Annotated in this window: 20 protein-coding genes; 7 read left to right on the top strand and 13 right to left on the bottom strand. The window is 53.6% G+C overall.

From position 1 onward, the window contains the following. Position 1: 1 nt before the first annotated feature. Positions 2-433 carry an acyl-CoA thioesterase gene (locus DEP07_RS11780; protein ID WP_122962911.1) on the bottom strand — a complete coding sequence of 144 codons (432 nt, stop codon included), beginning with the start codon at positions 431-433 and terminating at the stop codon, positions 2-4. Between the two features lie 138 nt (positions 434-571). Between DEP07_RS11780 and DEP07_RS11775 the strand changes: the two genes are divergently transcribed. Continuing rightward, a complete protein-coding gene (locus tag DEP07_RS11775) occupies positions 572-805 on the top strand; it encodes a hypothetical protein (RefSeq protein WP_122962910.1) in 234 nt (77 codons plus the stop codon). A gap of 11 nt (positions 806-816) precedes the next feature. Then, complete coding sequence (locus tag DEP07_RS11770; protein WP_274875001.1) at positions 817-1929, top strand: GerAB/ArcD/ProY family transporter; 1113 nt, start codon at positions 817-819, stop codon at positions 1927-1929. A 30-nt stretch (positions 1930-1959) separates the two neighbouring features. On the opposite strand, the gene nrdJ is transcribed toward DEP07_RS11770, so the two are convergent. The 9 genes from nrdJ to DEP07_RS11725 all read right to left on the bottom strand — a co-directional run bounded on the left by nrdJ (position 1960) and on the right by DEP07_RS11725 (position 15468). Then, complete coding sequence (gene nrdJ, locus DEP07_RS11765) at positions 1960-4221, bottom strand: ribonucleoside-triphosphate reductase, adenosylcobalamin-dependent (RefSeq protein WP_173596096.1); 2262 nt, start codon at positions 4219-4221, stop codon at positions 1960-1962. Between the two features lie 410 nt (positions 4222-4631). Then, positions 4632-6386 (bottom strand): pyruvate kinase, encoded by a 1755-nt coding sequence (pyk, locus tag DEP07_RS11760; RefSeq protein WP_122962907.1) that lies wholly within the window; start codon positions 6384-6386, stop codon positions 4632-4634. Positions 6387-6431: 45 nt separating this feature from the next. Then, the gene (gene pfkA / locus DEP07_RS11755) at positions 6432-7391 is read right to left on the bottom strand and encodes a 6-phosphofructokinase (RefSeq protein ID WP_122962906.1); all 960 of its coding nucleotides are present in this window, start codon (positions 7389-7391) and stop codon (positions 6432-6434) included. 311 nt (positions 7392-7702) lie between these two features. Then, entirely contained in the window at positions 7703-8659 is a 957-nt protein-coding gene (gene accA, locus DEP07_RS11750) for an acetyl-CoA carboxylase carboxyl transferase subunit alpha (protein ID WP_063229170.1), read from the bottom strand. Further along, the gene (gene accD / locus DEP07_RS11745) at positions 8626-9570 is read right to left on the bottom strand and encodes an acetyl-CoA carboxylase, carboxyltransferase subunit beta (RefSeq protein ID WP_122962905.1); all 945 of its coding nucleotides are present in this window, start codon (positions 9568-9570) and stop codon (positions 8626-8628) included. The genes accA and accD overlap by 34 nt, the downstream gene beginning before the upstream one ends. Positions 9571-9591: 21 nt before the next feature. Continuing rightward, positions 9592-9774, bottom strand: a complete 183-nt coding sequence (locus tag DEP07_RS11740) for a glutamate decarboxylase (protein ID WP_122962904.1) — start codon at positions 9772-9774, stop codon at positions 9592-9594. A gap of 82 nt (positions 9775-9856) precedes the next feature. Next, on the bottom strand, positions 9857-10528 hold the full coding sequence (locus tag DEP07_RS11735; RefSeq protein WP_122962903.1) for a FadR/GntR family transcriptional regulator: 672 nt from the start codon (positions 10526-10528) through the stop codon (positions 9857-9859). A 98-nt stretch (positions 10529-10626) separates the two neighbouring features. After that, complete coding sequence (locus DEP07_RS11730) at positions 10627-11871, bottom strand: NAD(P)-dependent malic enzyme (RefSeq protein ID WP_122962902.1); 1245 nt, start codon at positions 11869-11871, stop codon at positions 10627-10629. 168 nt (positions 11872-12039) lie between these two features. Continuing rightward, the gene (locus DEP07_RS11725) at positions 12040-15468 is read right to left on the bottom strand and encodes a DNA polymerase III subunit alpha (protein ID WP_173596095.1); all 3429 of its coding nucleotides are present in this window, start codon (positions 15466-15468) and stop codon (positions 12040-12042) included. 177 nt (positions 15469-15645) lie between these two features. Here DEP07_RS11725 and DEP07_RS11720 point away from each other — a divergent pair, with 177 nt between their 5' ends. Further along, on the top strand, positions 15646-15957 hold the full coding sequence (locus tag DEP07_RS11720; protein ID WP_173596094.1) for a YtpI family protein: 312 nt from the start codon (positions 15646-15648) through the stop codon (positions 15955-15957). A gap of 241 nt (positions 15958-16198) precedes the next feature. Here DEP07_RS11720 and DEP07_RS11715 read toward each other — a convergent pair whose 3' ends face one another. The 3 genes from DEP07_RS11715 to DEP07_RS11705 all read right to left on the bottom strand — a co-directional run bounded on the left by DEP07_RS11715 (position 16199) and on the right by DEP07_RS11705 (position 19730). Continuing rightward, positions 16199-16837 carry a DUF2087 domain-containing protein gene (locus DEP07_RS11715; protein ID WP_281869000.1) on the bottom strand — a complete coding sequence of 213 codons (639 nt, stop codon included), beginning with the start codon at positions 16835-16837 and terminating at the stop codon, positions 16199-16201. Between the two features lie 210 nt (positions 16838-17047). After that, a complete protein-coding gene (locus tag DEP07_RS11710) occupies positions 17048-18358 on the bottom strand; it encodes a DRTGG domain-containing protein (RefSeq protein ID WP_063229161.1) in 1311 nt (436 codons plus the stop codon). A 214-nt stretch (positions 18359-18572) separates the two neighbouring features. Continuing rightward, the gene (locus DEP07_RS11705; RefSeq protein ID WP_242772345.1) at positions 18573-19730 is read right to left on the bottom strand and encodes a DUF445 domain-containing protein; all 1158 of its coding nucleotides are present in this window, start codon (positions 19728-19730) and stop codon (positions 18573-18575) included. Between the two features lie 93 nt (positions 19731-19823). Between DEP07_RS11705 and DEP07_RS11700 the strand changes: the two genes are divergently transcribed. From DEP07_RS11700 to DEP07_RS11685, 4 genes are read left to right on the top strand one after another with little or no spacing between them, the layout of a single operon-like run. After that, positions 19824-21257 (top strand): YheC/YheD family endospore coat-associated protein, encoded by a 1434-nt coding sequence (locus tag DEP07_RS11700; RefSeq protein WP_122962896.1) that lies wholly within the window; start codon positions 19824-19826, stop codon positions 21255-21257. Positions 21258-21262: 5 nt separating this feature from the next. Beyond that, positions 21263-22354: a YheC/YheD family endospore coat-associated protein gene (locus tag DEP07_RS11695; RefSeq protein WP_122962895.1), complete on the top strand. Its 1092-nt coding sequence runs from the start codon at positions 21263-21265 to the stop codon at positions 22352-22354. A 2-nt stretch (positions 22355-22356) separates the two neighbouring features. Continuing rightward, positions 22357-23733 carry a YheC/YheD family endospore coat-associated protein gene (locus tag DEP07_RS11690; RefSeq protein ID WP_122962894.1) on the top strand — a complete coding sequence of 459 codons (1377 nt, stop codon included), beginning with the start codon at positions 22357-22359 and terminating at the stop codon, positions 23731-23733. Positions 23734-23775: 42 nt separating this feature from the next. Continuing rightward, positions 23776-25089, top strand: a complete 1314-nt coding sequence (locus DEP07_RS11685) for a YheC/YheD family endospore coat-associated protein (RefSeq protein ID WP_173596093.1) — start codon at positions 23776-23778, stop codon at positions 25087-25089. The last annotated feature ends 3 nt before the right edge of the window (positions 25090-25092 follow it).

The following is a 25092-nucleotide window of genomic DNA, read 5'->3' as shown; positions in this document are numbered from 1 at the left end:
GCTATTCCCCTCCTTTGTGCTGGGCATCCAGCCAAGCGTAAACTTCCGGCTCCGTTTTGGCCAGGCGTATCGGTCTAAGCTCGCTGTTCGTGAAGACGTGCATCGTCTCCCCCGACACAAGCAGCTCCTGATCCGACACGCGAATAACTTCGTAAGCAAACGTCAGGCGAACGGCAGTCAGTTCTTTGACCCGCGTCCTGATCTCCACCATATCATCGTAACGAGCAGGCTTTTTGTAAGAAATGGCGGCATCCGTAACCGGCAAAAGCACGCCTCTTTCCTCCAGCTCGCGATAGGTGAGTCCCGCTTGGCGGATCAACTCTGTTCGCCCCACCTCAAACCAGTTCAAGTAATTCGTATGGTAGACCACACCCATCTGATCGGTTTCGCCGTAGCGCACTCGCAATTGATGAGTATGAATAATTGGACTCACAAACCATCGCCCCTTTCTCTCTAAGGCTATTGTACCATAGACAAACTGCGCTTGCGGTTGACGATGGTATGGCATTTTTTCATTCGGTCAATACTCGAAGAAAAGACTGCCTAAATCAGGAAAGTAGGAAAAAAGGGAATGTGGGGAGCAGCGTTTGTTTTGGTCACAGCGGCCATCATCGCCTGGTTTGAAGTCCCGAAGCTTGTTCGAAGACGCTATCATCGGGAGCTCGTCGTGTTTTCCCTCTTGCTTCTGCTCGGCGCCATTACAGGAACGCTCAAGATATTGGACGTACCTGTCCCCAATCCGGGCGACTGGGTGAAAGTCATCTTGAGTCCCTTCGGAGAATTTTTGCAGAAACTGTTCGAATAGGAGGACGTCAGGTGCTGTCCACAGTCAAAATCTCGAATCGGCAAATGACGATCATTACTTGCCTATTCAGCATCGGCACGACGATTCTGGTCGCCCCTTCCACTCTGGCTGCGAACGCACAACAGGACGCCTGGATTTGCGCCCTCTTGGGAAATGCAGTCGGCTTGGGCCTGGCCTGGCTGTACATCTCCGTCGGCTTGTTTTATCCAAAAAACAACCTGCTGGAAATAAACGAACGGATCTTGGGCAAATGGCTCGGCTGGCTTGCTTCGTGCTTCTTTCTGTTCACCATGCTGCTCTCCTCCGCTCAGGTGCTTTTTTACATCGGCAATTTTTTAAAGACAAACATGTTCCCGGAGACGCCCATCATCGCGCTGCACATTCTTTTTTTGCTCGTCGTCATGCTCGCTGCCCACCTGGGACTGGAGACGTTTGCGCGAAGCATCGAGTTGTTTGTGCCGCTTTTGCTCTTGTTGTTTTTCTCCCTGATCTTTTTTCTTTTTCCGAGCATGGAGATCGAAAATATCCAGCCGATTCTGGAAGCGGACGGGAAAAGCCTCGTAAAAGGAACCTTGACGTTTGCCAGTATGACGTATTTGACACTTCCCACCTTGCTCGTCTTTTTTCCCGTTTGCCTCACTGATCCCCGCTCCGCGCGCAAATATTTTATTGCCGGAGGGCTGATTGCCGGTTTGAAATTATCCATGGTCATCCTGGTCAGCATTTTGGTACTGGGGCCGGATGGCTCGATCCTTTACGCCTATCCCAGCTATACGCTGGCCCAGCGGATCAGCATTGGAAATTTTTTACAGAGGGTGGAGGCGATCGTCGCCATCCTCTGGTTCTTTACCATCTTCGTCAAACTGAGCATGTACTTTTACGCCGGATTAATCAGCATGACCCACGTCTTTCGGCTCCGCACCTACAAACCGTTGATCATCCCGACCGCTTTCGTCGTAGCCGTTTTTTCGCTGATTGTCTACCCGAACACAGCGTACATGGCAAAATGGGATGTCGATGCCTGGTTTCCCTACAGCCTGATCTTCGGACTGTTTTACCCGCTGCTCCTGCTCATCGTCGGCCTGATCCGGGCCAAAACAAAACCAGGGAGAGACCCATCGTAACGGTCTCTCCCTGGTTGATGACTGACTGGATTAGCGAATCGGGCAAGCGCCGCCTTCGCAAGATTCTGCGGTCGACAGGTCTGCATCTGTGCCTGTCTCGTATTGCTGCAAAATAGCAGGGTCAAAAGGCTTCATCGACTGCTTGAGCGCTTCGTACTGCTCTTTGCTGCATTCCTCGTACGGAGCCAACTGGTAGTTTCCGCCATCGAGCTGCAAGAAAGACACGCCGACAAAATTGTCCCAGTTTGCATAGACGATCTCTTCCACTTCGTTCCATTCTTCCTTGCGAACGGTAATCGTATTGGAAGAATTGTGTTCGGTGTACTCCTTTTGGAAACGGAAGTACGTATCGAATTGGCGCTTGGCGCTCACTTCGTTTTTCGTTTCCTGCGCACCCGACGCTACCGGGAAGTCAATCACGAGCGTGCGGGCATTCGCCATGCGCTCCTCGTGCGTCTCCCCTTGTGTGCCGACCTCCGGGTGAACTGTCCAGCCGAGAGCTTGTACCGCTTTTGCCAACGGGTCTTGCGCGTTGATGCGAATGCGGCGGATGTAGTACGGCGAGTGCGACCAGTGCAAGCCGCTGGAAACCCCGCCAGCCACCTGTGACAGCGTTCCTTCCGGCTTCACTGTCGTGACCAGCAGCGGCGAATTGACGCGCAGCTCGTACGCATAGCGGTTCGCTTCGTCGCGGGCAGCATTTCCGAGCTGACGCAGCAGTTCAAGCTCCTGCTCCTCCGTATAGCCGAGAGACGCGAGCGCATCTTTCAAGCCAGTCAGCGACGTTCCGAGCAAACGGTCGCGCTGCTGCACCGTATCCCAATGTGGCAGCTCCAGTGTAACGAGCGTCATCCGCAGTCCTGCACGGGCAGATTTGCGTTGCGCATCCAAAAGCCCATCCAGATCCAAATACTTGGAGCCGTCTTCGTTCTCACGCACAAACTGAACGAGATTGACCGTAGTCAAGTTGCAAACGCCATATGAATCAAGCAAAATTTCCGCACAAGGATTCAAGCCCTCCGCATTTGGACGACGGCGATTGGCTTCTTCCAGGTTGATAAAGCCAGGCTCGCCTTCCAGTTGCATCAGCGTGAACACGAGATGCAAAAACTCTCTAGACGGTTGTTTCGTAAAGGCGATGGAGTTGTTGGACATGCGGCGGTGATCCAGGCCGAATCGTCCGTCCCCTACCTTTTCAATGCTGTCAAACCATACAGGCTTGTGCTCGCCCAAAAGTTCGCCGACGCGGCGGTGATGCGCCAGCTGCTCTTCCGTCCAGAAGCCGTTGATGCCGTATTTCGCCAGCATGCACTCGTAGTCGTCGTGATCGAACAGGAAAATTTCCGCTGTGCGGCGCACGCCCCCAACTACGACGTTTGCTCCGATCAGATTGCCAATGTCGAGAATATGTACGGGGCGAATCTTGCCGTACCCTTTTTCGTCACTTTCAATCGGGGCCAGATGCTCGTCGATCTGGTTTTTCAGCACTTTGTCGATGCCTTCAAACATCTCGCGAAGCGGCTCATGTCCGCTTGCTGTACCGCCAAAACGCTTCAGTCGCTCTCCTTTTGGACGCACGCTGTTGTAGGAGATTTTCACTGTATGAATATGCTCGTAGGAACCGTCGGTCAAAATTTGCAGGTACAAGCGCAGCGACTCTACCCAGCCCTCTTTGCTGTCTCCCACGTAAATTTTGGCGAAACCGTTATCCAGCACATTCAGCTCGGAACGCTCCAGTCGCTGATGCTTGGGCAATGGGCGGTACTCGGAAGAAAGCAAGGTCACGTTGGTCCGGATCGGACCGAGTCCTGCTGCCATTGCTTTCGTGCATTTGAAGCCGACACCTGTTCCTACCAGCAGCAGGTAGAACAAATCGCCAAGGTCGTCCCACGATTTGATGTTCAGGAAAGAGCAGTTGAAGTTGGCCAGCGGGTACAAATCGGCCACGCCATTTTCAGCTCCGCCCACCCACAGCGTCCGGCCGGACAAAAACTGACGCAGGTTGAACATGTTGTCAAACAGACCTTCCGCTTCTGCTTCCATCGCACGCTCATCCGGGTACAGGCCGATTTTTTGCAAATGTTGATACGCAAGCTTCATATTGTAATCCACCGAACGGCGGCATGTTTCTTTCCATGTTTCCCGTCTGCCTTTTTCCGGGATAAAACGAGAATAAGTCCGATAGTACACAAATTGTCCCAGAGGATTCATATGATCGGGAAAGTCTTTGTATTGTGCTAAAAATTCATCCCTCAAGAAAGCGGTGCGGGATACAGTTTCGGTCGCCAGCATAACGTTCCTCCTTCGAATGGTTCCTCTCTAGTTAACTATCTTTATGGGAAAAACTCAATAGTTTTATCTATATGTTGTACGCAATAAAATTCGACAACACTATATGTTGTGTTTTGCTAAAAAATAGTTCTTGACATCGCTCATCCTGCAACGGGAAGCGATTTTCGGTGTTTTCGCTCCTTGCAAACAGGCCATTACAGTGAAAACTCGACACTTTCCCGGCGCTTGCTCAGACGAACACCTGATCGATTTTATCAGATTCCCTCCCCGTTTGCACCACCTAAAAAACACCGTATTCTGGAAAATGCTATCAGCGAAAATCGCGTTGCCACCAGTCTGCCCAATGCAAAAAGGGGTGACAAGATGCCACCCCCAAAAAGTGCTTTTGCTATAAAAATGAGTCTGATGACCTACAGAACCCGCGTCTGCCCTGAATAAATATGCCCACGCTCGGAGTCAACCGTAACGATTTGGCCTTCCTTCAGCAAATCGGTAGCAAACTGCACGCCTACGATCACTGGGACGCCCAAATTGAGCCCGACGATCGCTGCATGGGATGTCAGCCCGCCCTCTTCGCAAATGACCGCTCCTGCCTTGCTGAACGCTTCAATCATGTCCGAGTCCGTTCCGATCGTCACCAGGATCACGCCGTCTTCTACTTTTTGCAGCGCTTCTTCTGCCGAACGGGCGATGACGACTTTGCTCGTCACGACTTTGCGACCGATGCCTTGGCCTTTTGCCACGACATCGCCGATCACGTGAATCTTCATGAGGTTGGTTGTCCCTACTTCACGCACAGGCACACCCGCGGTAATGACTACGAGGTCGCCGTGGCGCACGAAGCCTGCGTCGATTGCTTCCTGGACAGACATCTCCAGCATCTCATCGGTTGTGTTTGCCAGCACGCCTTTGACCGGATATACGCCGTTTACGAGCGCCAGTCGGCGAATGACAGCTTCGTGCGGTGTGACCGCTACGATGGGAGCTTTCGGACGGAATTTGGATACCATGCGCGCTGTATGTCCGCTCTCTGTCGCCGTAATGATCGCTGTCGCATCGAGATCGAGCGCTGCATTGGAGACAGCCTGGCTAATCGCATCGGTAATCGTCACTTGCTTGAGCTGCGCTTGCGCATACAAAATCTCACGGTAGTTAAGCTCTTGCTCTGCTCGTACCGCGATGCGGTCCATCGTTTCGACCGATTCTACCGGATATTTGCCCGCAGCCGTCTCACCGGACAGCATGATCGCGTCTGTGCCGTCAAAAATCGCATTGGCTACGTCGCTTGCTTCTGCGCGAGTAGGACGAGGGTTGCGCTGCATGGAATCGAGCATTTGCGTCGCCGTGATGACAGGTTTGGCCAGCTCGTTGCATTTTTTGATCAGCTTTTTCTGGACGAGCGGCACTTCCTCAGCAGGTATTTCCACGCCGAGGTCGCCACGCGCTACCATGATGCCGTCTGTTACGACGAGGATTTCATCGACATTGTCGACGCCTTCCTGGTTTTCGATCTTCGCGATGATGTCAATGCGCACGTTGTGGCGCTCCAAAATTTGGCGGATTTCGAGAATGTCGCTCGCCTTGCGGACAAAAGAAGCCGCAATGAAATCGACTTGCTGCGCAATCCCGAACTCGATATCTTGTGCGTCCTTTTCCGTAATTCCCGGCAAATTGATTTTGACGCCTGGCACGTTGACGCCTTTTTTGCTTTTCAGCGTTCCGCCGTTTTTGATTTGGCAAACGATCTCGTTGCCTTGCACTTCCAGAACCGTCAGCCCGATCAGGCCGTCATCAATCAAAATCGTGTCGCCCGGATTGACATCCTGAGGCAGTTCCGAATAAGTGATCGAAACTTTCTCTGCCGTTCCTGCCAGTTCTTCTGTCGTCAAAATCAGCGTCTTGCCTTCTTCCAGCTCGACCGAATCTGTAGCAAGCGTGCCTGTGCGGATTTCCGGCCCTTTTGTATCCAAAAGAATCGCCACCGGCTTGCCTGTCTCTTCGGACGCACGACGAATGTTCACGATCCGCGCTGCGTGCTCTTCATGGCTTCCGTGGGAAAAGTTCAGACGGGCTACGTTCATCCCCGCATGAATCAGCTTTTTCAACGTTTCAACGGACTCACTCGCCGGTCCGATTGTACACACGATTTTTGCTTTCCTTAACATAGGAATTATGCCTCCTCTATACACTGCTATCCAGGCTTTGCCTGATCAAATAGACAGTGTGCGCGCCAGTTGATATACGGATAAATCCAGTTGGTGTTTCTGGGACAATGCTTCATTGAAATCGACGTCGACGATTGTGTTGTTCTGGATGCCAACCATCCGGTCTTTTTTGCCTTCCAGGAGCAAGTCGACTGCGGCTGCTCCCATCCGGCTCGCCAGCATGCGGTCCATCGCGGTAGGTGAGCCTCCGCGCTGAATGTGTCCGAGCACGGTCACGCGCGTCTCCCAGCCTGTTTCCTTGGTGATGGCTTCCGCGTACGAAGCAGCGCTGCCTACGCCTTCCGCCACTATAATGATGGAATGCTTTTTGCCACGGCGCTGTCCGGCATGCAGGCGTTCTATAATATCGCTCATGTCCTGGGATTCTTCCGGGATGATAATCGACTCGGCCCCAGCAGCAAGTCCTGCCCACAGTGCCAAATCGCCTGCGTCCCGGCCCATTACCTCGATAATGTAGGTGCGCTCATGAGAGGTTGCCGTGTCGCGAATTTTATCGATCGCTTCCACAATCGTATTCAGAGCGGTATCGAACCCAATCGTAAAATCGGTGCACGGAATGTCGTTATCAATCGTTCCCGGCACGCCGATGGTCGGGAAGCCTTTTTCCGTCAGCTTCTGTGCGCCACGGAACGACCCGTCTCCACCGATGACGATCAGCCCTTCAATCCCGAATTTGCGCAGCTGCTCCACTGCTTTTTGCTGCCCTTCCTCTGTTCTGAAGGCTTGGCTGCGGGCAGAGTAAAGGATGGTTCCTCCTCGCTGGATAATGTCCCCAACGGAGCCCAGTGTCATTTCCTGGATATCGCCATTCATCAGACCTTCGTAGCCGTGATACACCCCGTACATTTGCACTCCGTGGTAAGCAGCACGACGAACTGCCGCACGCACCGCGGCGTTCATGCCGGGCGAATCTCCTCCGCTGGTCAGAACCGCAAGCTTTTGCATGGAATCCACCTCTCCAATCCATTTCGTCTTTAGCATGTCATGAAACGGAAACAGTATGTACCATAACGGCTATGAAACATGCTGTATTACTCCATTTCGTATATCTGTTATACACAGAACAGAAATGTGCCATACTTTTTGAAAGCTCTGATAACTCGCTTGTTCGAAATCGATTGTAGCAGATTTTCCGTGCCAAAAAAAGATAAGAAAACTTGGCTGTGCCATGATTTTATTGCGGTCTGTGTTCAGACCATACGATCGTCCATCAATAGACTCAGTCTTTTTACCGCACAAAAAACGCCCCCTGTGACTTACAGGGAGGCGTATTCGCCGATTCGTTTGAACTTCTCATATCGGTCCTGTATCAGTTCATCCGGGCTCAAACGACCCAACTGTTCCAATTGCTCGGCAATCACCGTCTTGACCGCTGTTGCCTGCGCAATCAAGTCTCGATGCGCCCCGCCGAACGGCTCGTCAATGATGCCGTCGATCACGCCGAGCGCGAGCAAATCAGGAGCCGTAATTTTCATCGACTCCGCTGCGCGCATGCCAAGGCTGGAATCTCTCCACAAAATGGCCGCCGCGCTCTCCGGTGCAATCACGGAGTAATAGGAATTCTCCAGCATATAGATGCGATTGCCGACGCTGATCGCCAGCGCACCGCCACTGCCGCCTTCGCCGATGACGATACAAATAATCGGCACGCGAAAAGTAGCCATTTCCCGCAAGTTGCGAGCAATCGCTTCGCTCTGGCCGCGCTCTTCTGCCGCTTTGCCCGGATACGCTCCCGATGTGTTGATGAAACAAATAATCGGACGTCCGAATTTGTCGGCCTGCTGCATGATGCGCAGAGCTTTTCTGTACCCTTCAGGATGCGCCATCCCGAAATTGCGCTTGATGTTGTCCTTGGTGTCTTTGCCTTTTTGATGGCCGATCACAGTCACCGGACGACCGTCCAGCTTGGCGATGCCGCCCACGATCGAATGGTCATCCCCGTACAACCTGTCCCCGTGTACTTCTATAAAATCAGTAAAAAGAAGTTGAATATAGTCCAAAGTCGTTGGTCTTTCCGGGTGACGGGCCAGTTGGACGCGCTGCCACGGCGTCAAGTTGCCATAAATTTGTTCGGCAAGCTCTTTTGCCTTTTGCTCCAGACGCTTTACTTCGTCGGAGAAATCAATGCCTTTTTCTTCGGTAAAGCGGCGCAATTCCTTAATCTTGTCTTGCAATTCTACTAATGGCTTTTCAAAGGGGAGTTCGCCTGCCATATTTCCACTCCTTCCCGTGACGTGTGCATCTCTACCAGTTTGGACAGCGTTTGACGCATGTCCTTGCGATGTACGACCATGTCGAGCTGACCGTTTTTCAGCAAAAACTCCGCAGTCTGGAAGTCTTTTGGCAGCTCCTGGCGAATCGTTTGCTCAATGACGCGACGTCCCGCAAAGCCGATCATGGCTCCCGGTTCTGCGATATTGTAGTCGCCAAGGGAAGAGAAGCTTGCAGATACACCGCCATATGTAGGATTCGTCATGACCGAAACGAACAGCAAGCGCTCGCGGTCCAGTCTGGACAAAGCGGCACTGGTCTTCGCCATCTGCATCAGACTCAGTACGCCTTCCTGCATGCGCGCACCGCCGGATGCGGAGAACAGGATGAAAGGCAGACGCCGTTCGATCGCTTGCTCAATTGCACGCGTAATTTTTTCCCCGACAACCGAGCCCATGCTGGCCATGCGGAAGCGGGAATCCATAACCCCGATCACGATGCGGTTGCCGCCGAGCAAGCCCTCGCCAGTGATGATCGCTTCGTTCAAATTCGTGTTTGCCATATCCTGCTCCAGCTTTTCCAGATAGTCAGGGAACCCGAGCGGATTGGACGCGATCAGGTTCGCGTCAAACTCCTCTGTCAGGACACCTTCATCCAAAAGGGATTGCAACCGCTCTGGCGCGGACATGGAATAGTGAAACTGGCAGCCTTTGCATACGCGCAAGTTTTTTTCCAAATCCTTCGAGTAGTGGATCGTCCCACAATGTGGGCATTTATTCATCAATCCCTCAGGGACTTCCTTCTCCTTCGTACCCGCTTCCTTGCTAGCGTCGGTGGAAGCAGGGACACGTGCCAGCGTCTCGGAAGGGACAGTGGCAAATTTGCGCTTTTTCCCAAAAAGATCTTTTAGCACAGGTACACCCCACCTTTCTCATCAGTGAAGGATCGAGCCGAGTACATCCCGGACTTCGTTCAGTTCGCCTTCGGGCACAAGAATCTCGTATTGCTTCGAAACTCTCGCCTCGCGAACCTTGACCAAAAATCCTTCATCTGTCAAACGTTGCTGTATCCGTTCAGCTATTCTAGCGCTAGGAGCGATGTAGATGACCGTCCACATGCTGGCTTCCTCCTTCATCGTCCAATACAGGTCTGCATCATCATATCACAGCGCCAGCGCCCCTCGCAAATAGGAGTAAAATCTAGAGCTTGCTGTTCTCCAAGTGGTGCCTCATTCTCTCAACCGCGACAGTGACATCGCCTTCGCGAATCGCTTCCATGATCTCGCGATGCTCCTCCAATGCCATGCGCGCCCTGCCTTCCCGCGACAACGATTCAATCCGCACACTGTTGCTGTACTCTACCAAAGGCGTCCAGATGCGGTGCAAAATGGAGTTGCGGCTGGATCGGCAAATCACGCGGTGGAACTGGTAGTCTTCTTCTGTAGGAACCTCGCCTCTCTCTACCCGCTCTTGTGCGATCGCGAGAATCCGTTCCATTTCCTCGAAATGCTTGGGCGTGGCCCGTCTACAGGCGAGACGGACAGCATCGATCTCCAGCATCTTCCGCATTTCGATCAAGTCCTTCTTGGTTTTCGTATCCCGTAGGATAAAAAAGCCAAGAATATCGATCAGTCGGTTGTGCCGATAATGCTTGAGGAAAGTGCCTTCCCCGCGGCGCGTCTCGATGAGCCCGAGCAGCTCCAGCGCACGGAGGGCTTCGCGTACAGAGGAGCGACCAGCCCCTAATTGCTCAGACAACTCTCGCTCCGACGGAAGCTTGTCGCCAGGCCGTAAGTTTTGCTCCTGAATGATTGCATGCAATTGCAGGAGTATGCCTTCGTAAACCTTTCGATCTTGAGTCGAGTCGAGCACAATGATCCCCCTTAATGGCTGCTACTGGTGAAGTGAAGCACCCCCCACATATTCACGTCTGATACAGATGCTCGTGGAGGGTGTTTGACTGCACTTCCTTACACTTGCTGATAGGAAATGGCTGCCAGACTGGCTGTTTTCTCTTTTACTGCTTCCGGATCGACAGTGATGCGGGCAACGCCGCTCTCCATCGCTGCTTTGGCTACGGCTGCCGCCACATTTGGAGCAACGCGCGGATCAAACGGAGCAGGGATGACTTTTTCTGCGGAAAGCTCTTCTGGCGTGATCAGGTCCGCGATTGCGTACACGGCTGCCAGCTTCATGTCCTCGTTGATTTCAGTCGCGCGCGTATCGAGCGCCCCACGGAAAATGCCCGGGAAGGCAAGTACGTTGTTCACCTGGTTCGGGAAGTCGGAACGGCCTGTACCGACTACGGCTGCCCCTGCTTCTTTCGCCTCGCTCGGCATGATTTCCGGAGTCGGGTTCGCCATCGCGAAGATGATCGCATCGCGGTTCATGGAGCGAACCATGTCAGGAGTTACCGCGCCTGCTACAGATACGCCGATGAAGACGTCAGCGCCTTTCATCGCGTCAGCGAGGTCGCCTTGCAGCTTGCTGCGGTTCGTGATTTTCGCCATCTCTTCTTTTACCGGGTTCATCCCGAATTGACGGCCTTCGTACACGATTCCTTTTGTATCAACCATGATCACTTCTTTTACGCCCATGGAAATCAAAAGTTTCATGATCGCGATACCAGCAGCGCCCGCACCGTTCGCTACCACGCGGATATCTTCGAGCTTTTTGTCAACCACGCGCAGGGCGTTGATCAGGCCCGCAGCCGTTACGATTGCTGTACCGTGCTGATCGTCGTGGAAAATCGGAATGTTTGTTTCGCGCTTCAGGCGCTCTTCTACCTCGAAGCATGCCGGAGCTGCGATATCTTCAAGGTTAACACCGCCAAAAGTCGGTTCGAGCAGCTTCACAGTTTCTACGATTTTGTCTACATCAGTCGTGTTCAGGCAGATCGGGAATGCGTCCACGCCTGCGAACGATTTGAACAGTACAGCTTTTCCTTCCATCACCGGCATAGCGGCTTCCGGTCCGATGTTGCCGAGACCGAGAACAGCGGTACCATCGCTCACGACTGCAACGAGGTTGCCCTTCATGGTGTATTCGTAAACTTTGGATTTGTCGTCAAAAATGTCTTTGCAAGGCTCAGCAACACCAGGAGAATAAGCAAGGCTCAGATCGCGAGCATTGCGAACGGGAACCTTGGTCACTGCCTCCAGCTTCCCTTTATTTTTTCGGTGAAGTTCCAGCGCTTCCTCTCTCAAACTAGACATCCATTACCACTCCATTTCACGATAGTCTTTCTATGATTGCCTGAACAGCCTCTTTATTGCTTGAAAGCCCTAAGTGGTCTGACCACTTAACGAGTTATGAATTCAATATATAGCAAAACCTGTTATCCTGTAAACCTGCCGAAAACGGCGAAAAAGGGAGGACATTCCTCATCCTCCCCAATTTATGGGCAATTCTTTCTGGATTACGCTGTCACGTCCCACAATATCTCGCGCTTGCTCCAAAAATGACTCGTCCACCTCGACCCGAATGTCCTCCGGCAGGCGAATTGTCTGTCTTTTTCCCTCGTAAAACAGAATCACAGGAATCGTTCCTTTTTTTTCGACAAACAGCCGTTGCAAACGTTGCAGTGTCGAATCGTGCTCCTGCTGGGCGGAAATTTTGACAAACAACACCGTCTCGGCGGTCGGCGCTTGCAGTGTCTCGGCATCCCAAAAGCGCGATGCGAGCAGCTTCACCATGTCATCCTGATGATCCACCCGCGCTTCGGCTACGACCATCCGCTCTTTGCCGAGCAAGTCGCCGTACTTGGCAAACACTTGCGGAAAGACGACCAGCTCCACCTGCGCGGTTTTGTCCTCCAGCACCAAAAACGCCATCGGGTCGCCCTTTTTCGTCTGGATGCGCTTTTCTTCCGTAATCATTCCGAACACTTTCACCGTTTTGTCGCGGGCCAGCTCGCTGAGCGCCGAAATAGCCGTCACTTCGGGGCGGGCAGCCACGTGCGCATACTGGTCGAGCGGATGGCCGGAAATGTACACGCCGATCAGTTCCCGTTCTTCTTTCAGCTGCTGGGCGCGTGACATCGGCGGCACTTCCGGGTATTCAGCCGGCTCGCGCAATGGCGCCGCTTGTTCTTCTCCCGCAAACAGGTCGAGCTGATTCGCGTCGCGCTCGATCCGCTTCGCATTCGTCTTGCCGACCGCCTCGTCCAAAAGCAGCAGCAACTGGCTGCGGTGACCAGGCAGCGAATCCAGCGCCCCGCAGAGCGTCAGCGATTCTACCACTCGTCTGTTCACGAGACGCGCATCTACTCTGGCGCAAAAATCGAAAACGTCCCGATACGGACGCACAGCCCGTTCTTTTACAATCGATTCGATCGCTCCATAGCCGACGTTTTTGACGGCAGCAAGCCCGAAACGAATCGCATCTTGTTCGACTGCAAAGGACGCCGTGCTTTTGTTGACATCCGGCCCCAGCACGCGAAGCCCCAGGCGCCGCGCCTCCTCCGTGTACTCGGCGATTCTCGTCTGCGAGCCGATCGACAGCGACAAAAGGGCTGCCATAAAAGCAAGCGGATAGGTCGCTTTCAAATACGCCATCTGGTAGGCGATGACCGCGTAGGCGACAGAGTGCGCTTTATTGAAGCCGTAATCGGCAAAGCGGACGATCAGATCGTACACTTGATGACCAAGCTCTTCGCCGTAGCCTTGACGGACGCAACCAGCCACGAACTTTTCCCGCTGCTCGGCCAACAGCTCGCGTTTTTTCTTTCCGACCGCCCGGCGCAAAATGTCTGCCTCACCCAAACTGAAGCCAGCGAGCGTAGACGAGATTTGCATAATTTGCTCCTGGTAGATCATGAAGCCGTGCGTCTCGCGCAAGATCGGCTCAAGCACCGGATGCGCGTAATGCACAGCGCTCTGGCCGTGCTTGGCGGCGATGTACTGCGGGATAATTTCCATCGGTCCCGGCCGATACAAGGCCAGCACAGCGATAATATCGTCCAGACTGGTCGGCTTCAGGTCGCGGAGCACGTTGCGCATCCCGCCGGACTCCAGCTGGAATACCCCTGTCGTCTCGCCGCGCGACAACATGCGGAACGTATTCGGATCATCCGTCGGAATGCTCTCCAGCTCAATCGCAATCCCCTGTTCATGCAGATGACGAAGTGTCTCCTGAATGATCGTCAAGTTGCGCAAGCCGAGAAAATCCATTTTCAACAGACCGACTTCCTCCAGCACCTCCATCGGATACTGCGTCAGTGCCAAGCCTTCGCTGCCCGTCTGCAACGGAACATAGCTGGTCAGCGGCTCCCGCGAGATCACGACGCCCGCCGCATGTGTCGAAGCATGGCGCGGCAAACCTTCCACGCCTTTTGCTGTCTCGATCAAAAGGGCGGCCTGTCTGTTTTCCTGGCACAGCTTGCCGATGTCCGGAATGAGCTTCATGGCACGGTCAATCGTCATGCCGGGAGATTGCGGAATCATTTTCGCTACCCGGTCGACGATCCCGACGGACAGGCCGAGTGCCCGGCCTACGTCGCGCACCGCAGCGCGAGCCGCCATCGTTCCAAACGTAATAATCTGGGCCACGCGGTCGTGACCGTATTTTTTCGCCACGTAATGGATGACTTCGTCGCGCCGCTCCACGGAAAAGTCGATATCGATATCGGGCATCGTCACCCGCTCCGGATTGAGAAACCGTTCAAACAGCAGATTGAAATGAAGCGGGTCTACGTTCGTTATTTTCAATGCGTAGGCGACGAGGCTTCCGGCAGCAGAACCCCGCCCTGGTCCGGTCGGAATCCCGTGCTGATGGGCGTAGCGCATGAAGTCCCAGACGATCAGGAAGTAATCGGTAAAGCCCGTGCCTGTAATGATCGACAGCTCGTGATCGAGACGCGCCTGTATGTCCGGCGTGATTGTCTTGTACCGCTCCCGGCAGCCTTGCTCGCATAGCGAACGCAAATATTGCGTCGAATCCCGGCCCTCCGGCAAGGGAAATTCCGGCAAAATGTGCGCCCCAAACGACAATGTGAGGTTGCATCTGTCCGCGATTTTTCCCGTGTTGGCAAGCGCTTCGGGTACGTAAGAAAAGGCGGCGGCCATTTCTGCTTCGCTTTTCAAATAGTATTGGTCGGTTTCGTAGCGGAAGCGGTTTTCCTCGTCGATGGTCTTGCCCTCTTTGATCGCGAGCAAAATATCGTGCTGGCGATGCTCGTTTTGCTTCACGTAGTGCACATTGTTCGTGACGACCAGCGGGATGCCCGTCTCCTGGCTCAGCTTGACCAGACGGGCATTGAGTCTGCGCTCGCTCTCCAGGCCGTGGTCAGCCAGCTCCAAAAAGTAATTCGCCTCGCCAAAAACGCGAAGGTGCCACAAGGCTGCTTCTTTCGCTGCCTCGGCTTCGCCAGCCAGCAAAAGCTGCGCAACCTCGCCCTGCTGGCAGCCGCTAAGGGCGATCAACCCTTCCGCATGCCGGACCAGCACTTCTTTGTTCAGGCGGGGAATCATGTAGTTTCCATCCGTATTGGCGATCGTGGCGAGCTTCAACAGATTGCGATAGCCCGCCTCATTTTCGGCAAGCACGATCAAATGGCTCGGGGGAGGCGCATTGCGCACGCGATCTTGCAAATTTCCTTCGATCACGTACAATTCCATCCCGATAATCGGCTTGATCTGGTTTTCTGTACATGCTTTATAAAAAGGGACAGCGCCATACAGATTGGCGTGATCCGTAATCGCCAGCGCAGTCATGCCCAGCTCTTTGGCACGCTCCACCAGCGCATCAATCCGCGCCGCTCCGTCTAGCAGGCTGTACTCCGTATGAACATGCAAATGGACAAAGGAGGTCATCTGGTTCCTTCCTCTCCTGTTTACGACTCGAATCGTGTAGTAGCTTTCTCTCTATCATTATACCGAAAGTAAGAGGATCGTGGGGAAACAAGAACGAACGTTCTTGTTTGAATTTGACCTTTCTTGCTTTGATTTGGTAGGATAATACCAGATTTGTTGGAAAGGATGAAGCCATCTATGTGGTCGGCCTTTTATTTGACCGGCGTTCTCGCTTCACTTGTAGCCAGCGTCTACTTCAGCATCCACGCACGCAGAAGAGGCATCCACCCGCTGGAATCCAGAATGACGCTGGGCAAAATGAACATCGCACTCGGCATTCTCGTATCTTTGTTCGGGCTTAACCAGTTTACGTTTGATACGCTCGATACGATCCGCATCGTGGTCGCGATCATCATGCTGATCGTCGGTGTGCTGAACCTGTACCTGGGAACCCGCAACTTTTTGCACTATCGCAGCGCCTGGCAGGCAGAATTGAAAAAAGGCAGCTGAGAGCTAAAAAAGCATGAGAACAGAGCGATTGTTCCACATGCTTTTTTCTGTATGGGGCAGCATTAAGCGAAGAAGCAGCATGCTGAAATACTTTTCCTGTTTTCCCAATCGTTTGCCATGGCTAAACGCAATTAGTTCTCGCTATAATCAGTTTGTGTGACATTCTATTGTTTCCGACAACCTGAGCGCAGTGCCGACGGTTGTCTTTTTTTATGCTTTTTCAAAAGGAATCATTTTCCTGTTAGCGCAATTCTTCTGCCTTGGCCCACATCTCTTCCGGATTCAGCTCGTAGATGCCCTCTTCGCGGTACATATAGTGGTTCATGACAAATTCGCGGCGAATCGTCGCGTAATCGTCGTGAAACTGGCGGATGTAGTCATTGATTTCCTGTTCCTTGTATTTGCGGCCAAACTCCAGCCCCCGCACCATGTATTCGAACACGATCAGCTTTTTCTTGCGCTGGGCCGGAATCTGCTTGAGCTTGCCGTCGGGGGTCAGGAAGCTTTTGATTACGTGCATCTGATCCGCTGCCATCTGGGACCTCCTCTGCTCCTCGGTCGTTTTGGTTTCCTCATCTGCAAAAAGGTCTTCCTCCATCGTACCTTTCGCCCGTTCCAACACATTCAAAATCGCCTGGGTTTGCCGCTTCATGTTCGCTTCGTGCAAATAAAAGTAAATCGTGTTTTTGTCACGCCGCTCGTAGACGATTCCTGCATCGCGCAGCTTCGCCATATGGTGTGTAATCGTCGGCGGCGTCACTCCGAGCTTCCCTGCCAGCGCCTGCCCGTGCAGCGGTCCATTTGCCAACATGGCCAAAATCCGCACGCGAGTCGGGTCGCCGAGCGCTTTGTAAAAGGTGACGAGTTTATCGAGTTGCAAAAGAGATGCTCCTTTCTTCGGGAAAATGTGCTTTCGGTTCTAATTAGATATTTTTCTAATTAGATGATAGGTTATTTTTGTTTGGTTTGTCAATCAGGAGGGCGGGAAAGACGCCGCGGTTCGCGAAGCCCTGCACTGCGGCCACTTCCCCAATCAAAAAGCAAAAAAGAGCAGCCCCCCAAAGAGACTGCCCTCACCAACGATCCACAATTACCGATCAATAATCTGCGCCGTAATCATAGCCTGCCCCACAAGCTGCTCGCCGTGGTAAACCGACACCTCGACCTTACCGAAGCGGCGGCTGATGTCCAAAAGTCGCGGCTGCACCTGTATGTGGCTCTCCATCTGCACCGGCTTCAAAAAGTACACCGTAATATTTTCCGGCACCATGTCGCCGCGGCGATGCTGACGCAGCAAGTTACAGGCCGCTTCGACCATCACTGTCGTCATGATGCCACTGGCGATCGTTCCCAGGTGATTCGTCATCTGCGGCGTGACGTCGCCCAAGTAAATCAGCTCGTCTGCCTGACGCTCCTCGCGGAAATGCGACATGATCAGGTTCGGAAATGTTTCACTCATCTGCGGCTGCTTCGCCGTAAACTGGAGCGCCTTCAACACGTCGTTGCGGCTCAGCACGCCCACCAGCTTGCGATAATTGTCCACGACCGGCAACAGCTCGATCCCTTCCCACACCATCATGTGCGCCGACGAAGCGACAGACACGCGCGGCGAGGTCGTGATCGGATTTTTCGTCATGACCTTGTCGATCGTCGCCGTCTCCTCGTGGCCGATAATATCTTTCGAAGTCACGATCCCGATGAGCCGCATTTGCTCATCGACAACCGGAAAGCGCGTATCTTGATACAGCTCCGTGTACTGGTGCCATTTGGCGACTGTGTCGGACGGCAGCAGCACGGGCGTTTCCGCCAGCGGCTTCAGCACATCCTCGACCATGACGATTTCTTTTTTGATCAAACGGTCGTAGATGGCCCGGTTGATCATCGATGCTACTGTAAACGAGTCGTAGCTCGACGAAATGATCGGCAAAGCCAAACGATCCGCCAACTGCTTGATTTCCTCGCTCGTATCGAAGCCACCCGTGATCAGGACGGCCGCTCCTTGCTGCAAGGCAATTTTGTGCGCCTGATAACGGTTTCCTACAATTAATAGACTGCCCGCGTCGATATAGCGCATCATCGCTTCCAGCTGCATCGCACCGATGACGAATTTGTTCAGCGTCTTGTGCAGCCCTTCCCGTCCGCCAAGCACATGGCCGTCGACGATGTTCACCACTTCCGCGAAAGTCAGCCGCTCTATGTTTTCTTTGTGCTTCTTCTCGATTCTCACTGTGCCGACACGTTCGATCGTACTGACGTATCCTTGTGTTTCCGCTTCCTTGATTGCGCGGTAGGCCGTACCCTCACTCACATCCAGGTCTTTGGCGATCTGCCGCACGGAAATCTTCGAACCGATCGGAAGGCGATCAATATGTTGCAAGATTTGTTCATGTTTCGTTGCCATATTGCTAATCCCCCTTCCTGGTCTCCCACCCGTTCCAATGTACGTGCGCTCCTTCGACCAATATACCCGAAGGCGCGACAAAAAAAAAGGGTAGCTTTTTTCAAGCTACCAACTCAGAAAGTATATCATTAAGGGGGTTTTCATCGTGCTTTTATCTTACCCAAGGAATATTACAGGATTATTACAGAGCCGTTACAGTTTCGTTTCAGTTTTCCTATCCCAGCCAATTCGCCAAAAGTCCCTGAACCAGTCCGATAATCCCGCCAAGAATAAAGCCGAGGACCGTAATCATCCGGAACTCTTTTCCCGAGATGCCGACCACCATTTCTTCGATCCGTTCGATCGGGAAGCCTTCCACCTGTCTCGTAACAATATCGCGAATCGCTAGACGGGAAAAGATTTTCTCGACGTTTGTCTGCAAAGACTCTACCATCCATTTCGCCAGGCGCGGAACGAGATCGTTTGTGACGGTTTGCTGAATCGGCGCGGTCAGGCGCGACATAGGCTGATCCACGAGTTGCAGGCTCTGCGCTTCGATTCTCGCAAAAAGCGCGCGGGACCAGTCGTCGAGCTGATCGTGGCCGAGCCACTCCACCAGTTCCCCGACCGTTTTATCCAGCAGCTTGTCCGCCTCTTTGCGCAAAAACTGTTGCAAGCGCTCAGCCATCTCCGGGCTTTGCAAAAGCTCATCGAGATGCGGAACAATTTTGCCAATGATCTTGTCGTCTCCAAGAAACATGCCGACCAGCCCACCGAACATGCCCCCGCCTCCGCCGAGCATGCCTTTGACCATGCCTTGCAACGTTTGCTGTCCTTGCGGGGAGTACAAATACTCGCGAATCCGGCCCAGCATATGCTGACTCGCCGAAGTCACCGCCCCGTCCAGGCGATCTATGCCTGCTTGTGGAAGCAGATCGCGCAGTTTTGTTTCTTCATATTGTGTAAACAGCTGCTGGACAAAAGAATGCCATTTTTGCTGGACAGGGACGCGTACCGCTTCGCTCCATCCTCCGTCCTCGGTAAAAAGCTGGGGCACTGCCCGTTGCAGCGTTTGGCGCAACGTACGCTCATCCGCCATCCAGTCCGCAGCCAGGTTGTTCATCCAGCCCGCCAGCGTATTTTCCAGGTCGCCCTGGGCCAGCGCCCGCCTGACGCCTTCTGTCGTAAGCAAATGCTCCTCCACTAATCTGCCCATTTGTATCGCGATGTCGTCCCGCCTTCTCGGGATCAGTCCCGGGGTGAACGGAAGCTTCCAACTGCCGATATACCAAGGCTTGAGCGGTCGAAACAGCATGCGGATGGCGAGTTCGTTCGTAACGCCGCCGATCACAGAGCCTACGCCGATATTCACTAATACTATCCACAAGTTCATAAATACTAACAACCTTTCTTCTCTGCATGGCACCAAACGATTTGGCTACTCATACCATAGACTAACTTTATGCCTGATGGGAAGGGGATAGCCATGTCTTACGTTCCAACCATCGTCGTCGGATACGAGCCAAAGACGGAAGTAGACCTTTACCTGCCCCAGGCGCAAATGCGCAAATGGAATCTTTCTTCGCCCACAGCTACTGTCCAATTCGGAAGCAAAACGGTTCGCGCCCGTATCAGCGGCATTGATCGCAGCAACCAAACGCTTATCCGGCCTGCCTTGGCCCAGTCGCTCCGGCTGCCTACAGGAGGGCCCATGCTTGTGCGCTACAACGCAGATCAGCAAACTCTTGTTGTCGGGCCGTATGTAGGGATTCTCGTATCCTCTTACAATGCCCAATTTCCGCAATCCCCGTTTGGACCATTGTCCCCTTTTTTCAACGAAGTAGCCGATATTTGCCGCAAGCGCGGAGGGATTATCTGCGCATTCCGCCTACAGGACGTCAACTGGGATGCCGGGATCGTGCGCGGTCTTGTTCGCCGGGGCGGAGTGTGGCGCCAAAGAGTCTTGCCGTTGCCCCAATGTATTTACAATCGGCTCGTATCCCGTCAGCGGGAGCGCAGCGAGCAGATGGCCAACTGGTTGCAACGGTGCAAAGACGCCAACATTCCGTTTTTCAACGAACACTTTTTAAACAAGTGGCACGTGCATTCCGCTCTGCAAGATCAGGAGAGTGCTTCCGAACATCTTCCAGCCATGGTTCGCTATCAAAGTCTGGAAGATTTGCGGACGATGCTGTCCGAGCACCGGACGGTTTATGCAAAGCCGGCAAACGGCAGCATGGGTCGAGGGATTATCCGGCTGCGCCGAACGCAGGAGGGATATCAGCTCGCTCGCCCGGGCGGGTTTGGCAAAACATTTTCCAGCATAACGGGCTTGCATCAATATTTGAGCAAACAGACAAAAGGCAAACCTTATTTGCTGCAACAAGGTTTACCATTGATCGGCCTTCACGGACGGCCGACTGATTTTCGTGTATTGGTGCAAAAAAACCGGGCAGGCGAATGGGCCGTTACATCTATGGTTGCCCGTTTGGGATTGAATCGCATCGTTTCCAATATATCCAGAGGCGGCCAGATGATGACGCCCCTCCAGGCTCTGCGTGCCTGTGGGCCTTGGGCCAGTTCGGTTCGCCCATCCCCAGCCACACTAAAAGCTGTGGCGTTGAAGCTGTCTGTCTTGCTCGAAGAGGCGCTGCCCGGCCATTACGCTGAATTTGGTGTCGATCTCGGCGTCGATGTCCGCGGGCAAGTATGGCTATTGGAGGTTAACAGCAAGCCGTCCAAAACGGCCAATACCGTTCCTTTGCCTGAAGGCGTGGAAGAACCGCCCCGCCGCGCCCGGCCTTCCGTCGTACGCATGCTGGAATACGCATCATACATCAGTGGTTTTCCCCGGTCAGCCAAAACTAAAACCAGAACGGCAGCAGGAAAACCGAAGAGCAAGAAAAACAGGCGAAGGTGACCCACATGAGAGCAGACGAGCGAAGTCTTGGCATCATGACGCGCTGCCAAGGCTCCCACTTTGTAGACAAAGGCTATTACAAAAAGCTGACGCTTTACGGACGCAAGCACGGGATGCGTGTCTTCGTGTTCTCGCCGCGTCAGGTCAACTTTTCCTCGCGAACCGTAAGAGGCTTCGAGTACCGCAACGGATCATGGCAGCCGAACACTTTCCCGCTCCCCGCCTTGATCTACGATCGGTGCTTCGTTGGCCCATCTTATCGCCACTATAAACCATTTGTGGAAAAGTTGCAAAACGATCGCAACATTACATTTTTGGGGCATGGCCTGTCCGGCAAGTGGCAGGTGCACCAGATGCTGACCCAATCGCCGCAACTGGCTTCCCTGTTGCCGCCGACCGAAATTTTATCGCTCGCCACGGTGAACGACATGCTGCAACAATACGGCGCCGTCGTCATCAAGCCAATGGCGGGAACGCATGGAATCGGCGTCGTGCGCATCAAGGAAACCAAAAGCGGCTACGAGGCCACAGGGCGGAACCGGGAGAACCAGCCGTTCCGCAGACTGATCCGCGACTCCGCCGGATTGAAAACTTTTATCGCCTCGTTCACTTCTGGTCGCAAGTTCCTTGTACAGCCCTATCTGAAGCTGCACACACCGGACGGCACCCCTTTTGATGTGAGGGTGCTCGTGCAAAAAAACGGGCAGGGTGATTGGGAGACAACCGGCAAGGCGGTCCGCTTGGGCGACAAGCGAAGTATCACCTCCAACCTGCACGGAGGCGGTAAAGCACAGCCGCTCTCCGCTTTCCTATCTCGTCATTTCAAGCCTGCCGTCCACTCCAAAATCGAGACGACCATCAATCAGGTGGCAGAAAAATTGCCACGCTTTTTGGAGGAGTGCCACGGCAGACTGGTGGAGCTGGGAATCGATGTCGGGATTGATACATCCGGAAACGTCTGGATTATCGAAGTCAACAGCAGGCCCGGCAGGACTGTCTTTCGCTTGATTGACGACCCGATCGCCAAACGTCACTCGATTACCCAGCCCGTTCGATACGCCCACTATCTCATGAAAGAGCGCGTAGGAGGTTACTAAGCATGGAAACGTTCAGAATGCGACTCCGCTTCCTTTCCAATCCCCGTGTCAGCGGGATCATCCTGCCGACTAATCTCTTCTCCAAGCTACAGCTGCGCCATCGGCAAAAAATCAAGGTCATGCTGGGCAAAAAGGAAGTCGTCGCAACCGTACTGCAAGACAAGCGGAATCCGGAAGCAAACGTCATCAAGGTGACGACGCTGTTGCAATCCGAGCTTGGCATTCCTCACGGCGGCTTGATCCAGCTCAAGCAAGAAGACTCGGCGCTGCGCATCGGTCCGGCTATCGGGATTGTCACCACAGGAATCCGCAGGGACTCGCGGCAGCCAATCGGCCCGCGCACCTCTTTTTTCTACAAGCTGCTACAAGCTCAGGAAGGAAAAGGCGTCTTTTACTACATCTTCTCCCCGCACGACGTGGACTGGAGCACGAATACCGTCAATGCCTGGTTTTTGCGCAAGGGCAAAACAGGCGGATACTTCTGGAAAAAGATGGTCACAGCCATGCCGGATGTGGTCTACGACCGAATCCCTTCCCGTTCAGCGGAGAAGCATGAAGCTGTCAGGGAGTTCAAATACAAGCTCGCCAGCTACCCGAACATGCCGATGTTCAACCAGGGCTTTTTCAACAAGTGGGGAGTTCACCAATTGCTCTATCCGAACCCGGAAGTCAATGAGCATATCCCGGAAACGTACACCTCCCCGTCCCTCACCACTGTGCGCAATTTGCTGCGCAAGTATCCGATCGTCTATTTGAAGCCGAAAAACGGCAGCCTCGGTTACGGCATCGTGAAGGTCGTCAGACAATCCGGCGGCGGCTATACCGCTTCTTACCACAACGGCAGCGGAAATGTGAAACGGCAGTTTTCCAAGCTGTCCAGTCTGTACCAGCATGTGTTCCGCAGCCGTCGCGTAGGCGGTTATTTGGCGCAGCAAGGCATCCCGCTCAAAACATTCCACGGACGCCCGTTTGATTTCCGCGTCCATTTGCATAAAAACCAGCAAAACGAATGGGTCGTGTCCTGCACGGCCGCCAAAGTAGCCGGTTCCGGCAGCGTGACGACACACGTGCGCACAGGCGGCACCGTCATCCCTGGCGACGAATTGCTGCACCATTTGTACGGAAAACAAAAAGAATTGATGTCCGAGCGGGTCAGCGAAGCATCCATCCGCCTCGCTACCGCGATTGAGCAGGCAAAAGGAATCGACCTTGGCGAACTCGGTCTGGACATGGGAATCGACATCCACGGCCATGTCTGGATGTTCGAAGCTAACTCCAAGCCGGGACGCTCCATCTTCAAGCATTCCAGACTGAGGCAGGCAGACCAGGAATCCCGCAAGCTTCTCGTCGACTACAGTTGTTATTTGGCCAATTTCTAGGCGCATGCAACTAGCACCGTTTTTCAGGAAGGAGGAACACCCATGCTTCAGCAGCGCTCCGGGTGGCTGACCATCCTCCCAAGCGGCAAATGGTTCATACAGCTACCTCGGCAAGCTCTAGGCAAGCGGTCGCAAAAAAAGTTATTCGCAAGCCTCGGCCCCTTTTCTCATCACAAACGGGTGTACACCGGCTTGCCGGCGATGCAGCCAGGACGTTTTCGAACGAGAATCAACTGGAAAATGATCAACAGCGAGTCACTGAAGCTAGGTCCGCTCATCGGCATTTTGACCGTTGGTGAAGGCACGGCCTTTGTGGGAAATCGCGAAAACTTCAAAGACATCTCACAATCCGGCAAGCGATGGGGCGCACTCGTGTACGTCTTCACTCCCCAAGGCATCAACTGGGAGAAAAAGAAGGTTCGCGGCTATTTGTACAACCAAAAGCAAAATTTGTGGCAAGAAGTCATCCTTCCTTTCCCGCATGTCGTCTACAACCGCATCCCAACCCGCAAAGCCGAGCAGCGGCCCGACGTCAAAAAAGCTTTGGCCCGCATCGACGAACTGCCTAACGTCACCTTGTTCAACCGTTGCTTTTTTGACAAGCAAGAGCTTTTCTCCATGCTGAAAAAACACCCTGAGGTGCAGACCTATTTGCCGGAGACGAAAAAGCTCGATACGCTCGCCCGCTTCAAAGGCTTTTGCAACGAGCATCGCTTTGTGTACCTCAAGCCCGTGCGCGGCAAAGCCGGAGAAGGAATCATGCGCATTGAATACAAAAATGACGGCTGGCGTCTTCAGCGGCTGAAGGAACAAAAGGCCGTCACGCGCCGTTTTTCCAATCTGGACGATTTATGGAAGCATGTGAAGAGCCATGTGCGGCAGCAGCGGTACATCATGCAGCAGGGGATACGCAGGGCACGCTTCAACGGCAAGCCGTTTGACGTTCGGGTGCTGGTGCAAAAAGACGGCAAAGGCGAATGGGGCGTAACCGGGGTCGGCATCCGGCGTTCCGGGTCGCAAAGCATTACTACGCACGTGCCTCGCGGCGGCTCCATCCACTCTTTGTCTTCCGTTCTCCAGTCTTTGTTCAAGGCAGATCCGGAAAAGATGGAAAACTCGATTCACGAGACAGCACTTGCCATCGCCCGCGCTTTGAATGAGGAAATCCCGGATCTGGCGGAAATGTCAATGGACCTCGGCCTGACAGAAGACGGCAGTCTGTGGTTTTTTGAAGCCAATGCCAAACCGGAGAAGTTCGATGAGCCTTCCATCAGGCGATTGTCTTTGTCCAACCTCATCCACTACGCTCAGTACGTGTCGCGATTGCAAAACGGGCGTGAAGCCGCCGCAGGGTAATCG

Source organism: Brevibacillus sp. (assembly GCF_003521185.1).
GTDB lineage: Bacteria > Bacillota > Bacilli > Brevibacillales > Brevibacillaceae > Brevibacillus > Brevibacillus parabrevis.
The sequence above is the reverse complement of the archived record's forward strand: the minus strand, read 5'-3'. Positions and strand labels throughout refer to the sequence as shown.

What these genes read in the sequence shown, in the direction of transcription:
- DEP07_RS11700 (WP_122962896.1), top strand. Translation starts at nt 19,824, where the DNA reads ATGTCTTACGTTCCAACCATCGTCGTCGGATACGAGCCAAAGACGGAA.
- pfkA (WP_122962906.1), bottom strand. Translation starts at nt 7,391, where the DNA reads ATGCAAAAGCTTGCGGTTCTGACCAGCGGAGGAGATTCGCCCGGCATG.
- DEP07_RS11705 (WP_242772345.1), bottom strand. Translation starts at nt 19,730, where the DNA reads ATGAACTTGTGGATAGTATTAGTGAATATCGGCGTAGGCTCTGTGATC.
- DEP07_RS11695 (WP_122962895.1), top strand. Translation starts at nt 21,263, where the DNA reads ATGAGAGCAGACGAGCGAAGTCTTGGCATCATGACGCGCTGCCAAGGC.
- DEP07_RS11725 (WP_173596095.1), bottom strand. Translation starts at nt 15,468, where the DNA reads ATGACCTCCTTTGTCCATTTGCATGTTCATACGGAGTACAGCCTGCTA.
- nrdJ (WP_173596096.1), bottom strand. Translation starts at nt 4,221, where the DNA reads ATGCTGGCGACCGAAACTGTATCCCGCACCGCTTTCTTGAGGGATGAA.
- pyk (WP_122962907.1), bottom strand. Translation starts at nt 6,386, where the DNA reads ATGTTAAGGAAAGCAAAAATCGTGTGTACAATCGGACCGGCGAGTGAG.
- DEP07_RS11690 (WP_122962894.1), top strand. Translation starts at nt 22,357, where the DNA reads ATGGAAACGTTCAGAATGCGACTCCGCTTCCTTTCCAATCCCCGTGTC.
- DEP07_RS11775 (WP_122962910.1), top strand. Translation starts at nt 572, where the DNA reads ATGTGGGGAGCAGCGTTTGTTTTGGTCACAGCGGCCATCATCGCCTGG.
- DEP07_RS11720 (WP_173596094.1), top strand. Translation starts at nt 15,646, where the DNA reads ATGTGGTCGGCCTTTTATTTGACCGGCGTTCTCGCTTCACTTGTAGCC.
- DEP07_RS11685 (WP_173596093.1), top strand. Translation starts at nt 23,776, where the DNA reads ATGCTTCAGCAGCGCTCCGGGTGGCTGACCATCCTCCCAAGCGGCAAA.
- DEP07_RS11710 (WP_063229161.1), bottom strand. Translation starts at nt 18,358, where the DNA reads ATGGCAACGAAACATGAACAAATCTTGCAACATATTGATCGCCTTCCG.
- accA (WP_063229170.1), bottom strand. Translation starts at nt 8,659, where the DNA reads ATGGCAGGCGAACTCCCCTTTGAAAAGCCATTAGTAGAATTGCAAGAC.
- DEP07_RS11730 (WP_122962902.1), bottom strand. Translation starts at nt 11,871, where the DNA reads ATGTCTAGTTTGAGAGAGGAAGCGCTGGAACTTCACCGAAAAAATAAA.
- DEP07_RS11740 (WP_122962904.1), bottom strand. Translation starts at nt 9,774, where the DNA reads ATGTGGACGGTCATCTACATCGCTCCTAGCGCTAGAATAGCTGAACGG.